Here is a 14,502-nt window from a genome sequence, read left to right on the forward strand (position 1 = left end):
TTTGTGATTTTTATTGTGTACAATTTTTTTAAAAAGTGTCTTAATCAGCCATCGCCGGCTTTTTCGCTGCCCTGAAAAAGTGCGGCTCACTCTTCAACTGACCACGGGAGGCGCGCCGACGCCATGGGACGTTTGACTACACACGTTTTGGATGCCGCACACGGCTGCCCCGGCAGCGCGATCAAGATAGAGCTGTATCGCGTCGAAGGCGCGCAGCTTGAACGGGTCGCCACCGCACACACCAACAGCGATGGCCGCTGCGATGCGCCCCTGCTGCAAGGCGATGCCTACCGCAGCGGCGTGTACCAACTGCAATTCAGCGCCGGTGACTACTACCGCGCCCGTGGCGTGCAACTGCCGGAGCCGGCGTTCCTGGATGTGGTGGTATTGCGCTTCGGGATCAGCGCCGAACAGGAGCATTACCACGTGCCGCTACTGATTTCGCCTTACAGCTACTCCACCTATCGCGGTAGCTAGCGTCACCTCGCTTCACACCCCCAAAGCTCTTCGTTGGTTTTCGCCCGCCCACACTGCGGGCTTTTTTATGGGTCATGGGATCAATTATCTAGCGCCCTTGGGCCGACGGCGTTGCCTAGGCTGGGTGCTTTCCTCATTGAGAAGAAAGCACCATGGGTCCGCTCCTCGACACCGATGATTCAGCAGTGGCCGCCGAAGCCGCACTCCAGGGCATCCGCGATCAATTGCGCTGGCGAATCAACACCCATCCACACCCCAGCCGCCTGATCAATCAGATCGCCCTTGCCGACCTGCGGTGCAGCGAATCGACCCAAGCGCTGGTTCATCTGCTCGGTCGTTCACCCAAAGTGCTGAATGTGCTGCGAACCGAGCTGCGCAAAGCGTTCGAGATGGACCCGGACAGCCTGATTTTTACCGAACCGAAGCCACCCCGGGCAGCGCAAAAGGTCGATACCTTGACTGATCGGGCCTTGTTCTCGCTGGTGCAGCCGTCGGTGGCGGTCAACGTCAACGCGTTTACCGCGTTGAGCATCAAGGGCCGCCCGCGCCGGCGCTTGCCCTACACCCCATTGCAAGCCTTGCAACGACTGTGTGCGATGGGGCTGCTCGAGGTCTTGGCCGGCGCGCAAAAAGCCTACTGGGACACGCTGGTGCAGGGTTCCTGGCTGACGCGGCGGGAACGTTGGGCTGCGTTGCACACACAGCTCTTCGCCGATCGCGCCTTCATCGCGCGCCAACTCGACGAGTTATCGAGCGCGGGAATGCTGATGGTCCAGGCGGTCATCGACGCCCCGAGCGCCGAAGCCCGGCAGCGTGCCGGCGGTAGCTGGGCCAGTGTGCAAGTGGGTCGGTTGCTGTGGCCCGGCTCACCTGCGCTGGCGATTCCCGGTGCCTTGCATCTATACCGTGAAGGCGAGCCCGTTGATGCGCCCCATGTCCTCTACCTGCCGGGTGGAGGGCGCAATTTTCATGAATACCCCAGCTTCGACGTCCTTCAATGCGGCTTGCTGGAGTTGGGCCGCGAGCGCTTTCACGAACTGTGGCAGTGTTTACCCCTGGATCAGCGCAATGGCGCCTGCCCGCCGGCGGACTTGTCCCCGACAACCCGCTTCGTGCGTGGCCACGCAGTGACCGGCGACGCTCTGGCGCAAGGGGCCGAGGCCTTATTGAGTGGGCAATGGGCCAATGAGTTGGCCTGTGCGATGCAGGTCAATCTCGCGCAGGTGTTTTCAACCGCTCGGCCTCGGCCCCAACCGCTGCAGGCCGGGGCTTTTCTTGCCTATGTGGAAGGCGCGCGCAAACAACAGGTCGGCGGCGCTCGGCTGGGTCTGCTGCGTGATCAATTACTGCGCTGGGACCGCCAACGCCGGCAGGCAGAAATTGTGTTTGCCAGCACGGCGCCCACGTTGGCGATGCTGACGGTGGAGCGGCAGGTCAAACGCTACGAAAAAGGCCTGGTTACGCTGTTGGCTGCGGATGATCCCAGTGCACAGACACCAGCCTATCAGGCGTTGCTGTCGCTGATGAGCCAGCGCGAAGTCCATGCACAAGTGTTGAAAGCGTTGATGCAGGATGCACAGCAACGTGCACTTGAGCTGGTTTTTTGGGCCGAGCGGCCCGGCGGGGCAGGCACGCCCAGGCGTGTTTCGTTGTTCCTGAATGCTCAAGCCGAGGCGCTGCGCTCTGAGGTTGAGCTGCAGCACCGGCTCAGGTTGCTGGGTAGCGCGCATCGGGCGCTGATGATTGAAGTCATAGACCAGCCTCTGGCCTCCCGACGTCCGGGCAGTCAGACCCGGGTGATGTCCATCGCCATCGGCAACGAGCCTGATGCCTATTACCCCCTGCACAACGTCTGGGTCATCACGACCGCCGCCGCCGTGAGGGTCCCGACCCGCCAGCGACCTGTGGTGGTGTACGCGTTCGGTGCAGCCGGTGGCCTGCTTGCATTTTCCGGGCTGGATGCCTTGACTCAGAGCCTCAAGGTGAGTTTGAGCAGCCGTGACGATTCGGTGCTATGGGGTTGCGTGGAGCACGATAAGCGCCGCGACCTGCGCGCCCACGCTGCGCGTGAAACCCTGAACGTGCGTTACCTCGACATCCCCGGCAAGCCTGCCCTCACCGGCCTCAAGAAACTGCTTGGGACCTACGACCGTTTGCACAGCAGCACTGAGGACATCACGCGTATTTTCAGTGAAGTGACGGATGCCGGGTTGAGCCGCTCGCTGTTGATGTTCGAGCTGCAAGGCCAATTGATGGTCCCGGCGAACAGCGCGCTGAACCAGGCGCATACCCATGTTGAACTGATGCGCAAGGTCGCGTCTGAGTCGAAGAAAATACCGGCCTGGTTGGCCGCTGCATCCCGTGCCCAGCGCAAGCATTTCAGGCGCTTGTGGCGTTTGCAGTTGAGCAGCGCCTTCGCCTTCGCCCGTCACCTGCAAGACTGCCTGCCTGACCTCGGCTCGTTTGCCCGCCGTGCGCTGACGGACCGCCTGCGCCAGGATGGCATGCCGGCGCAGCTGGATATCGAGCAACCGTTGATTGATCTGCCCGATGATGTGCAGGACAGCTTTTGCGGGTGGGAAAGCCGCTGCTCAGTCGGGGACCGCAAACCCATATTGACCGCTACCCTTGAGCGCACGACGTTCAGCCTGCTGCAATTGGCGCTGCATAACCTGGACCCGTTGGCGCCCTGGACACACTGGCGATTCAACCGCGCCCGCTATCTGCAACCCCAGTGGCAAGAACGCCTGAACGCCGCCTACCTGATCCCCATGGTGGCTTCACTGGATATCGGTGGCGAGTACGACAGGTTGATCCAATCAGTGTTTTATCCGCCTGCCGGTGCTGCCCCCACAGCGACTGAGGGGCGTATTCCCGCGTTATTGAATCGCACGTTGCAAGCGGGTGCTGCACAGCATCTCTACTCGGCGGCTCAGCAGGGGCTGACGGCGAGTGCGCAGGCGTTGTTGCGCAGCGCCATGGCGACGCGAACGCTCCAGCCTGCGCTGCAATTGCATGTGGTCCACCTGGTGGGGCACACCATGCAGCATGATCGCTACATCGCAGGGCTGGTGGTGGTGCAAGACCTGCTCACTGATCAGTGTGTGGTCTATTGGCCCGAAGCTCCGCAAGGGTGGGTACTCACTGAGTACGGCAGCCTGGAACAGGCCCGAGCGCAGTTGAATCGAGTCGGCGCACTGCCTGGCAACGTCAGGCTGCTGGCGCGGCAGGTCGCACCCGGCTGGGCGTTTGAGGCGCTCACTCATCATCCGGCTCGGGCCGCTACGCCTGCTGGGGTGCTCGATATTCCCTATCCCTTGCCGGGCGTTTCCATGGTCAAGGGGATCCTGCGGGGGATCGAGTTCATACGCTCATTCAACATCAAGCACCTGGAGCCCACGGCGCAACTGAGTGAGATAGAAAGCATCATCCATGAACAGATCGCCAGTGATCCGCAGGACTGGCTGGCGATTGTCGCCACCTCCCACAGCGATGCCCAGGCCTTGCTGTATCAAGCCAACGTGCTCGAACTGCAGCGCCAGGCTCAGGCATCCAGCCGTTCCGGCAAAGAGTTGGAACAGTACCGAGCGCAGCGGCTGGGTGAGCAGGGCCAGACTCGCATTCGCCGGATCGTCGCGTTTCTCTCGCAGTTTTTCTTTCCCTTGTTCGGCGTGCTCAATGATGTTTATGAGCTGCTGCTTGCGGCGCGCCACTACCATCGCTTTGGCGATGCGCACGATGCTGTCGATGTGGGCTTCATGAGCAGTTTTTTGATCGTCGACCTGCTAGTGAATGTCATGCCCGGCCCGAAGCCGGCAGGGCAGGGCACATCGCGTGTCGCTCGCCCCATCGCAAGGGCTGCGTTGGGGCGTATTCATCGCCTGCGCATGTCCGCGCAGGGTGGCTCAACCCGGCTTGCGCCGCCCCCCGTGATGCAGCTCAAAGCCTTGGAGCATTTCAAAATCAAGGGCGTGCCCAAAGGGGCCGTGGCGTTGAAGGGGCCGGATCGGTTCGGCATCCATGTGAAGGACGGCGCGTCATTTGTGGCTGACGACACGCACCATTATCCGGTCTACCGACGCGGCAACGAGCCGGCGTTTCGCTTGAAGAACCCCCGGGTCGCCGGCCAGAATGAATTGATCTTGAACAGTCCTCGACAGAGCGAGCGGTTACTCGGCGCAGACGCCCCCCAACCGGTGGCCGGGACGAGTTCAGGCGTGCTCAACCCCTGGCGTGCGCCCGCGTCAGCACCGCCTGACTGGTGGCCACCGGTTTTACGCACCGCGACGGAGGACGCCATCCTGCAGTCATCCAACCCGGCGACCCATTGGCTGGATTGGCGCATGCAGATTCCGGTTACCGAGCAATTGAGTTCCCCGGCGCCCGGGGTGTTTCATGTACCTCTGGCCAGCCCAGGCATTTCCTACAACGCCCTGCGAGTGGCACCCGCGAATACCAGCCTGGTGGATCCTTTGAGCGGTTATTACCGGCTGCTTCCCCAAGGCGATCAGGCACCGTTGAACCGCATCGTGTTTATTACAAGGGATGAACCGCTGGTGTCCTTGGCCAGTGCCGACATCGAGCGTTGGACCCGCACGGCGCCGAGTGAGCAGCCTCTTCCGGCCTCACGCACTTCAGCCCAGGGGTGGCAGCTTCATCTGCCGCTGTTCGATAAGCCGCTGACGCAGTACGTGGGGGAGGCGTTTCCCACCCTGACCCGTAAAAGCCAAGACTTCACGGTTGCAAGAATGATCGAGTTGTCAGGCCCACGGCGCCCTGCAACGGCCACTCACCTGCTCAATATCCGTGCGACCTTGGACAAGTGGTTGCCTGCTGCCCCTGCAAGGCCCGGTCAGACGGATGATTTGCTGAGAATGTTGCGGCCCACCGAAAGGCGCGGGGTGTCTCTGTTTGTCGGTTACAACGACAAGACCCTGGGCTTTACTCGTATCGATTTTCGCGTGACTGGGTTAGACCCCGCATTACGGCCCGCCCGCAGTAAGCTGGCACTCGAACGAAACAATGCGCAGCTTCCGGCAGTCCGGCGCGTGCTGCAACAGCAGGGTTTCGATGTGGAGGAGATGAGCGTCAGGCATGGCAGAAAGCCCACGAGTGAATTGGTCGCCACCCATCCTCTTTCAAACAAGCTGTACTACATCGCCATTCATTGGGTTGAGCGTGCGTCCATCATATTGCGTGGCGGGCTGACGGATGATTGGTTCAATAAAGCCATCAACCGTCATCCGAGCTCGATGATATTCGCGCGAGTCAAGCGTGCTCTGGAAGAGGGGCGCCTGGTGCGGATCGTGGCGGGCATTCAATGGCCTGTTTCAGGCAAGATTCCACCCAGCGTTTATTTCGTCAAAGTGGCCCCGTCGCCTTGACCAACGACACCATCCCGGCGCCGCCGAACAGCCCGGCGCTGACGCGGTTGAACCAGCTCTGGCCTTTGCCGCTGCGCAAGTAACGCGCAGCGCCATGGGCACTGAGCCCGTAGGCCAGTTTGCACAGCAGGTCGAGCAGGGTCCAGGTGGCGATCATGATCAGCAGTTGCGGCAGGAACGGCTGCTGGCTGCTGAGAAATTGCGGCAGGAAGGCGGCGAAGAACAGGATGTCCTTGGGGTTGCTGGCGCCGAGCACAAACGCTCGGCCAAACAGCGCACGAAAGCGCGGCGTCGTTACCGCCTGCGGCACCACGGCCGCCTGGCTTGGCTGGCGAGATTGCTGCCAGCTCTGCCAGGCGAGGTAGAACAGGTAGGCCGCGCCGAGGATCTTCAAAGCGCTGAACAACTGCTCCGATGCCAGCAACAGGGCGCCCAGGCCCAGGGCCGAGGCACTTAACAGGCAGATCGAGGCAAACACCCCACCGAGAAACGCTGGATACGAACGGCGCAGGCCGTAGTTGAGACTGTTGCTGATCATCAACAATGACAGTGGCCCCGGGATCAGGATCACCACCAACGCTGCGCCGCTGAACAGTAGCCAGGTTTCAATCGTCATTTCATTCCTCCAGTTGTCAGCGACAAGCTGCAAGCTGCAAGTTGAAAGCTTGTCGCTTGCCGCTGAAAACTTGCCGCTATTTCATAGAAATACAAATTTGGCGATAAAGATCGCGCACAGCACCCACAGGCTCACGGAAATTTCGCGGTACTTGCCGGTGCCTGCCTTGAGCGCCACATAGGTGATGAAGCCCAGGGCGATACCGTCGGCGACCGAGAACGTCAGGGGCATCATGATCGCGGTGACAATCGCTGGGATGCTGTCGGTGGCTTCATCCCAATGGATATGCGCCATGCTCGCCATCATCAACATCGCCACGTAGATCAGCGCCCCGGCCGTGGCGTAGGCCGGAATCATCCCGGCCAGCGGCGCAAAAAACATCGCCGCCACAAACAGCACGCCCACGGTCACGGCCGTCAACCCTGTGCGGCCGCCGGCGGCGACACCGGCAGCGCTTTCCACGTAGCTCGTCACTGGCGGCACACCGACCATGGCACCGAACACGCTGGAAGCACTGTCGGCCTTCAGCGCGCGGGACAGGTTATCGATCTTGCCATCGGCATTGACCAGCCCGGCGCGCTGCGCGACGCCCATCAGTGTACCTGCGGTGTCGAACATGTGTACAAAAAGAAAAGCGAATACCACGCTGATCATGCTGACATTGAATACACCCTTCACATCCATGGCCATCCAGGTCGGTGCCAGGCTCGGCGGCGTGGAGAGAATGCCGTTGTAGTGCACCAGGCCCAGGCCCCAACCGGCCAGGGTCACGGCGATGATGCTGATCAGGATCGCACCGAACACGCGGTGGTAGCTGAGGATGGCAATCAGCAGGAAACACATGGCCGCCAGCAGCGGTGCCGGTTCGTGCAGCGAGCCGAGCTTGATCAGCGTGGCCGGGCTGTCGACGATGATGCCGGCGGTTTTCAAGCCAATCACCCCGAGGAACAGGCCCACGCCCGCGCCCATGGCATGGCGCAGGCTGACCGGGATGCTGTTGAGCAGCCATTCGCGCACGCGGGACAATGTCAGGCCCATGAACAGCACGCCGGAAATAAACACGGCACCCAACGCGGTTTCCCAGTGGTAGCCCATGGTGCCGACCACGGTGTAGGTGAAAAACGCATTCAAGCCCATGCCCGGCGCCAGACCCACGGGCCAGTTGGCGTAAAGGCCCATCAACAGGCAACCCAGCGCGGCGGCGATGCAGGTGGCGACGAATGCCGCGCCGTGATCGATGCCGGCGTCGGCCATGATGTTCGGGTTGACGAAGATGATGTACGCCATGGTGATGAAGGTGGTGAGGCCGGCGATCAGTTCGGTCTTCACTGTGGTGCCATGCAAGCTGAGTTTGAACAGGCGTTCCAGCCAACTGTTGCCAGGCGGGGCGATTTCCAGCGTAGGGGCTTCGGATTTGCGGCTATCCACAGCGAGTACTCCTCAAGAGTTTTATTGTTATTTCCCGCGCCGGTCACGAATGTGGGCAACAGCGCTTTGAGGTACTGGCGGGTTTTGTTGACCAATAGGTCAGGAACTCGCACGCAGAGGATTATGCTTTTGTATACAAATAAAGCAAATAATGTTTTCGATCAGCTGCGCAAAAGATGATGAAAGGCTAATTCGCCGCACTCAGTGCCTGATTCACCGCCAGCCAGCCCGTCACGGCGTCTTCCCCGGCTTCGTTGAAGGCGCGTTGCAACAACTTCACTTGCTCACGGCGCAATGACTGCTCGAAACGCTGGCCTTCTTCGGTCAGTTCCAGCAGGCGTTTGCGCTTGTCGGTCTCGGACGCAACGCTATTGACCAGGTGCATTTCCTGCAATTGGCGCAGGGGCATGTTCAGCGCCTGTTTGCTCACACCGAGCAATTCCAGCAGTTGCTTCACGCTGATTGCCGGGTAGCGCGCGATAAAAAACACGATGCGCTGATGCACACGGCTCAGGCCACGGCGTCCGAGCATCTCGTCGGCCTTGGCGGTAAAGGCCTGGTAGCCGAAGAAGAACGCTTCCATGGCCGCTTGCTGGGCGGTGGGGTTTTTAAGGTCAAGCATATTGACGTATCCGTGCAAGCCGTCGTAATTTCGGTCAACCAGTTTGACGTATTTCCCACAGGCTTCGCTAGCGGTGACCTTATGGCCTTCTCTGAACGTGTTACGCGCCTCAAAAGCTCCTTGATCCGTGAAATCCTCGCGGCGGCCCAGCGCCCGGAGGTGATGTCCTTCGCCGGTGGCCTGCCTGCCGAAGCGATGTTGCCCGCGTTGAATTGGGACGATATGCCGCTGAACATGGGCCAATACGGCATGAGCGAAGGCGAGCCTGCGCTGCGCGAATTGCTGGCGGCCGAGGCCCGTGCGTTGGGCGTGGCGTGCCAGGCCAGCCAGGTGCTGGTGGTCAGCGGGTCCCAGCAAACCCTGGACCTGGCGGCCAAGCTGTATATCGACAAGGGCACGCCGATTATGCTGGAAGGCCCGACCTACCTGGCCGCGCTGCAGATCTTCCAACTGTTCGACGCCGACTGCCTCACCGTGCCACTGGAAGCCGACGGCCCCAACCTGGCGCAATTGCGCGCCAGCCTTGCACGCCATCAACCGGCGTTCATCTACCTGATCCCGACCTTTCAAAACCCGTCGGCTGTGCGTTACAGCGAGGCCAAGCGCGAAGCCGTAGCCGCCTTGCTCGATGAGTTCGGCGTGACCCTGATCGAAGACGAGCCCTACCGCGAACTGACCTTTGATGGCGGCAGCGCACAGCCCATCGTCGGGCGCCTGAAAAAAGCCAGCTGGATCTACACCGGCACGGTTTCCAAGACACTGTTGCCCGGCCTGCGCGTGGGTTATCTGATCGCCAGCCCGGATTTGTTCCCACACCTGCTCAAGCTCAAGCAGTCAGCGGACCTGCATACCAATCGCGTCGGCCAGTGGCAGGCGATGCAATGGATCGGCACTGAAAAATACCAGCAGCACCTGATGCAATTGCGCAGTTTTTACCGTGAGCGCCGCGACGCATTCCAGGCCGCGTTGGTGCGTCATTTCAACGAACTGGCCGACTGGCAAGTGCCCCAGGGCGGATTATTCTTCTGGCTGACCTTGAAACAACCCCTCGATACCCGCACTTTGTTGGCGCAGGCATTGGCGCAGGGCGTCGCGTTCATGCCCGGTGAACCGTTCTTTTCCGAGCCGGACCAGCATCTGGGCTCGTTGCGACTCAATTTCAGCCATATTGACCCGGCCCGCCTGGACGAAGGTCTCAAGCGCCTGGCCGCGGTGGTCCGTCAAGCACAGCACGCGCAAGCGGCATAAGGGGAGCCCCATGTACAAGGTTTATGGCGATTACAAGTCGGGCAACTGCTACAAGATCAAGTTGATGCTCAACCTACTGGGCATTGCGTACCAATGGGTCGATGTCGATATCCTCAACGGCGACACCCAGACCGCCGAATTCCTGGCCAAGAACCCGAATGGCAAGATTCCGGTATTGGAACTGGAAGACGGCACCTGCCTGTGGGAGTCCAATGCGATCCTCAACTTCCTGGCCGATGGCAGCGAGTTTTTGCCCTCCGAACCGCGCCTGCGCACCCAGGTCTTGCAATGGCAGTTCTTCGAGCAGTACAGCCATGAGCCGTACATTGCCGTGGCGCGGTTTATCCAGTTTTACCTGGGCCTGCCGCAAGAGCGCCTGGAGGAATACCAGAAGCTGCACAAAGGCGGCTACAAGGCGCTCAAGGTCATGGAGCGCCAACTGCAACTCACGCCGTATCTGGTGGGAGAGCAGTTCTCGATTGCCGACGTAGCCTTGTATGCCTACACCCATGTGGCCCATGAAGGTGGTTTTGACCTGGGCGCTTATCCGGGTGTGCAGGCCTGGTTGGCTCGCGTTGCCAGCCATCCCAGGCATGTGCCGATGCTGGGCTGAGGTGCGCGATTGCGGCGTGCGGGCGGTGACTCACCAGCATCGCGCTGCCGGGCGTGGCGCTAGGTAGCGAGTTGTTCGCCCAGCAGGTCAAAACAGCGTTGCGCAGCCGGGCTCAAGCCCAGGCCGCTACGTCTGATCAAGCCGATCTCCCGGCTCACCCCGGGATGATCGATACGGATACGGCTCAGGCCTTCCAGGCTGTCCGCCGCCGACTCCGGCAGTACGCTGATCCCCAGCCCTTGGCGTACCAGTGCCAGCACTGTCGACATGTAGTTGGCTTCCATGCCGGCATTCATCGTCAAACGTGTTTGATCGAATAGCTCATCCACTTGCTCGCGCACGCTGCTGTCTCGGCCGGTCAGGATGATCGGCTGGTCCGCCAGTTGCTCCAGGGTCAGTTGGCGATCGCGGGTGAGGGGATGATCCACCGGCACGAAGGCACACAGGCGGTCATTGAGCACCGGTACGAAGTCCAGGCCATGGCTGAGCCTTGCGCGTACGCCAATCCCGAAGTCCACTTCACCTGCACGCACCTGCGCGTGAATGCGATGGGCCACCAAGTCCTGCAGGCGTACTTCAATCCCGGCAAAACGCTCGCGAAACAGCCGCAACGCCGGCGGCAGGGCACCGGCACACACCGAAGGCAGGGCGGCGATGGTGACCACGCCTCGGCGCAGGGCCGCCAGATCGCGCGAGCCGGTGACGATGTTGTCCAGGTCCAGCAGCAGTTTTTCCATGGGGCCGCGCGCGTCCCGGCCGGCGGCGGTGATGCTGACGTGGCGCGGGCTGCGGTCGAGCAGGGTGACGCCGAGCCAGTCCTCCAGTTGTTGCACCTGCACGGTCAGGGCCGAAGGTGACAGGTGCAACTCGTTGGCCGCCTTGGTGAAACTGCCGGTGCGGGCCACGGCAAGGAAAGCCTGGATGTGTTGGATTGAATTCTTCATTGGGATTGCTTCATTTTGTTTTTCCGAACGCTGGTCGGTGAATATTCCAATTTACAAAGACTAACCCGCTTCCAATACTCCAGGGAAAACAATAACCGGCCAACCAGGCCGCTCTGGAGTCCCCCATGCTCGCAACCCTGGGTGTCATAACCATCCTGTGCCTGCTCGCTGCCGTCATGAGCAAACGCCTCTCACCGCTGGTGGCCCTGATCGCCTTGCCGATCATCGCCGCGCTGCTCGGCGGGTTCGGCCTGCAAACCAGCGCTTTCATCATCACCGGTATCAAGAACGTCGCCCCGGTGGTGGGCATGTTTGTCTTTGCCATCCTGTTTTTCGGGATCATGACCGATGCCGGCATGCTCGACCCCATCATTGATCGCATCCTGCGTACGGTAGGGACGCGTCCTACGCGAATTGTTGTAGGCACCGCGACCCTGGCGCTGCTCGTGCATCTGGATGGCTCCGGCGCGGTGACCTTTCTGGTCACGGTGCCGGCGATGCTGCCGCTGTATACGCGGCTGGGCATCGACAAGCGCATCCTGGCCTGTGTATGTGCCATGGCGGCCGGGGTCAACTTCCTGCCGTGGACCGGGCCGGTACTGCGCTCGTCAGCCGCGCTGCATGTGCCGGTGGCGGACTTATTCCAGCCGCTGATTCCGGTGCAGGTCGTCGGCCTGGTATTTGTCTTCGCGTGTGCCTGGTGGCTGGGCCGGCGTGAGGAAAAACGCCTGGGCCTGGGCGCCGGCTCGACGGTGGATGCGGTGCCGCAGCGGGTGCTCAGTGACGCGGATATCCAACTGCGCCGCCCGCGGCTGTTCTGGGCCAACCTGATTCTCACCGTGCTGGTGATGGTGGTGATGATTGCCGGCTGGGTCGATCCGGTGGTGATGTTCATGCTCGGCACCGTGGTGGCGCTGTGCATCAACTACCCGAACGTGGACGCCCAGCGTGCGCGCATCGACGCCCACGCCAAGACCGCGCTGACCATGGCCAGTATCCTGCTCGCCGCCGGCGTGTTCACCGGCATCATGCAGGGCACCGGCATGCTCAAGGCGATGGCCGAGGTGGCGGTGGCGCAGATTCCTGCGGGCCACGGCAAGCTGATCCCGGCGGTAGTGGGTTTTATCTCCATGCCGTTGAGCCTGCTGTTTGACCCCGATTCCTACTATTTCGGCGTAATGCCGGTGATCGCCGAAGTCGGCAAGGCACTGGGTGTCGACCCACTGCAAGTGGCCCAGGCTTCGTTGCTGGGGGTACACACCACCGGCTTCCCGGTCAGCCCGCTGACCCCGGCGACCTTCCTGCTGGTGGGCTTGTGCAAGATCGAACTGGCCGATCACCAGCGCTTTACCATCCCTTTTCTGTTTGCCGCGTCGGTGTTGATGACCCTGACCGCGTTGCTCCTGGGAGTGATTTGAGATGAAAACCTTGCGCATCGGTTCCGGCGCCGGCTATTCCGGTGACCGTATCGAACCTGCCGTGGAACTGGCCGAACAGGGTGACCTGGACTACCTGGTGTTCGAATGCCTGGCTGAACGCACCATTGCGCTGGCGCAGCAGGCACGCATCAGCGACCCGCAGGGCGGTTATGACCCGTTGTTGAGTGAGCGCATGCGCCGTGTGTTGCCATTTGTGGGGCGGTACGCGGGGCGTCGTCGCCTGCGGGTGATCACCAACATGGGCGCAGCCAACCCGGTCGCGGCGGCGATTGAAGTGCGGCGAATGGTCGATGAACTGGGGTTGAACCTCAGGGTAGTGGCTGCAATCGGCGACGATGTCTTGGCGACCCTGCGGCCCGAACAACGGCTGGATAACGGGCAGACCCTGGGCTCCTTGGGCAAGCGGCTGATTTCGGCAAATGCCTACTTGGGGGTCGACGCTATTTTGCAGGCGCTGCACGCGGATGCCGACGTGGTGATTACCGGGCGCGTGGCTGACCCTTCGTTGTTTCTGGCGCCGCAGATGTTTGAGTTCGGCTGGGCGGCGGATGATTGGCAGCGCTTGGGGCGCGGCACGCTGGTGGGGCATTTGCTGGAGTGCGCGGGGCAGGTCAGTGGTGGGTATTTTGCCGACCCCGGTGTGAAGGATGTGGCAGACCTCGCCCGTCTGGGGTTTCCCTTGGCCGAGGTGGATGCCGAGGGGGAGGCGGTGATTACCAAAGTCTCAGGTTCCGGCGGGCGGGTCAGCCGCGCCACCTGTACCGAACAATTGATCTACGAAGTGCATGACCCGGCGGCGTACTTGACCCCGGACGTGACGGCGGACTTCTCTCGGGTGGCGTTCGTGGAGGAGGGGATTGATCGCGTTCGCGCCCAGGGTGCCGCTGGACATGCACGGCCCGAGCAGTTGAAGGTCAGCGTCGGTTATCTGGACGGTTGGATTGGCGAGGGGCAGATGTCCTACGGCGGGCCGGGTGCGGTCGCACGGGCGCAGTTGGCCCGGGATATCGTGCTCAAACGCCTTGAGTGGGCGGGCGTGAAGATGCAGGACGTGCGCGCCGAACTGATCGGCATGGATTCACTGCACGGCCCGCGCAGCAGCGTCGAACCCTGGGAAGTCCGCCTGCGCGTCGCTGCCCGTTGCGAAGATCGCGACGAGGCGGTGCGGGTCGGCAATGAAGTGGAAACCCTCTACACCAACGGCCCGTCAGGCGGCGGCGGTGCGAGCAAGAGCGTACGCCAGGTAGTGGCGGTGGCATCGTTGATGGTGCCGCGTAGTGTGGTCAACCCGAGGATCCAGGCATGAAGTTGCATACCTTGGCCCATTCCCGCACCGGGGATAAAGGCGATACGTCGAATATCTCGATCATTGCCTACCGCGCCGAAGACTACCCATGGCTATGTGAACAGCTGACAGCCGAACGCGTGGCCGAGTATTTTGCCGGTCTGCGCGAGCCGGGTGCAGCGCCGGTACGCCGTTATGAATTGCCGAACGTGCAGGCGCTGAACTTCGTGTTGCCCGGGATTCTGCGCGGTGGCGTCACCCGTTCGCTGGCGCTGGATGCGCATGGCAAGTGCCTGGGTTCGGCGTTATTGGATCTGGATTTGGCGACACGCTGACTGTGGGAGGGGGCAAGTAAGCGATAGAGCGGGCGATGGATAAATTGTGGGAGGGGGCTTGCTCCCGATAGCGGTGTGTCAGGTTCAGAAACCGTGACTGACACACCGCCA

General features: G+C 61.6%; 11 protein-coding genes. 7 read left to right on the forward strand and 4 right to left on the reverse strand.

What is annotated here, in order from left to right; translation table 11 throughout:
• Positions 1-123 precede the first annotated feature (123 nt).
• Together uraH and ACQRBV_RS16525 are read left to right on the forward strand one after the other, a co-directional pair.
• Positions 124-477 carry a hydroxyisourate hydrolase gene (gene uraH, locus ACQRBV_RS16520; RefSeq protein ID WP_411985133.1) on the forward strand — a complete coding sequence of 118 codons (354 nt, stop codon included), beginning with the start codon at positions 124-126 and terminating at the stop codon, positions 475-477.
• A gap of 152 nt (positions 478-629) precedes the next feature.
• A complete protein-coding gene (locus ACQRBV_RS16525) occupies positions 630-5,861 on the forward strand; it encodes a dermonecrotic toxin domain-containing protein (protein ID WP_411985132.1) in 5,232 nt (1,743 codons plus the stop codon).
• Here ACQRBV_RS16525 and ACQRBV_RS16530 read toward each other — a convergent pair.
• The 3 genes from ACQRBV_RS16530 to ACQRBV_RS16540 form a co-directional block, all read right to left on the reverse strand.
• Positions 5,839-6,477 carry a LysE family translocator gene (locus ACQRBV_RS16530; RefSeq protein ID WP_104994391.1) on the reverse strand — a complete coding sequence of 213 codons (639 nt, stop codon included), beginning with the start codon at positions 6,475-6,477 and terminating at the stop codon, positions 5,839-5,841. The genes ACQRBV_RS16525 and ACQRBV_RS16530 overlap by 23 nt on opposite strands.
• Before the next feature lie 81 nt (positions 6,478-6,558).
• Complete coding sequence (locus tag ACQRBV_RS16535; RefSeq protein ID WP_411985131.1) at positions 6,559-7,905, reverse strand: NCS2 family permease; 1,347 nt, start codon at positions 7,903-7,905, stop codon at positions 6,559-6,561.
• Positions 7,906-8,092: 187 nt separating this feature from the next.
• Positions 8,093-8,527, reverse strand: coding sequence for a MarR family winged helix-turn-helix transcriptional regulator (locus ACQRBV_RS16540; protein WP_104994389.1), 435 nt, complete (start codon positions 8,525-8,527; stop codon positions 8,093-8,095).
• A gap of 81 nt (positions 8,528-8,608) precedes the next feature.
• Between ACQRBV_RS16540 and ACQRBV_RS16545 the strand changes: the two genes are divergently transcribed.
• Both ACQRBV_RS16545 and ACQRBV_RS16550 read left to right on the forward strand, forming a co-directional pair.
• Positions 8,609-9,775: a PLP-dependent aminotransferase family protein gene (locus tag ACQRBV_RS16545; protein ID WP_411985130.1), complete on the forward strand. Its 1,167-nt coding sequence runs from the start codon at positions 8,609-8,611 to the stop codon at positions 9,773-9,775.
• Between the two features lie 10 nt (positions 9,776-9,785).
• The gene (locus ACQRBV_RS16550; RefSeq protein ID WP_060755964.1) at positions 9,786-10,388 is read left to right on the forward strand and encodes a glutathione S-transferase family protein; all 603 of its coding nucleotides are present in this window, start codon (positions 9,786-9,788) and stop codon (positions 10,386-10,388) included.
• A gap of 59 nt (positions 10,389-10,447) precedes the next feature.
• Here the strand turns inward: ACQRBV_RS16550 and ACQRBV_RS16555 are convergent, their stop codons facing one another.
• Positions 10,448-11,332, reverse strand: coding sequence for a LysR family transcriptional regulator (locus tag ACQRBV_RS16555; RefSeq protein WP_411985129.1), 885 nt, complete (start codon positions 11,330-11,332; stop codon positions 10,448-10,450).
• Between the two features lie 125 nt (positions 11,333-11,457).
• On the opposite strand from ACQRBV_RS16555, the gene ACQRBV_RS16560 reads away from it, so the two are divergent.
• Genes ACQRBV_RS16560 through ACQRBV_RS16570 form a run of 3 tightly spaced genes read left to right on the forward strand, consistent with a single transcriptional unit; the run spans position 11,458 to position 14,391 of the window.
• Positions 11,458-12,750 (forward strand): CitMHS family transporter, encoded by a 1,293-nt coding sequence (locus ACQRBV_RS16560; protein ID WP_060755962.1) that lies wholly within the window; start codon positions 11,458-11,460, stop codon positions 12,748-12,750.
• Position 12,751: 1 nt separating this feature from the next.
• Complete coding sequence (locus ACQRBV_RS16565) at positions 12,752-14,077, forward strand: acyclic terpene utilization AtuA family protein (RefSeq protein ID WP_060755961.1); 1,326 nt, start codon at positions 12,752-12,754, stop codon at positions 14,075-14,077.
• A complete protein-coding gene (locus tag ACQRBV_RS16570) occupies positions 14,074-14,391 on the forward strand; it encodes an AtuA-related protein (protein WP_060755960.1) in 318 nt (105 codons plus the stop codon). The genes ACQRBV_RS16565 and ACQRBV_RS16570 overlap by 4 nt, the downstream gene beginning before the upstream one ends.
• The last annotated feature ends 111 nt before the right edge of the window (positions 14,392-14,502 follow it).

The organism is Pseudomonas sp. R11F (assembly GCF_050312575.1).
GTDB classification, from domain to species: Bacteria; Pseudomonadota; Gammaproteobacteria; order Pseudomonadales; family Pseudomonadaceae; genus Aquipseudomonas; species Aquipseudomonas palleroniana.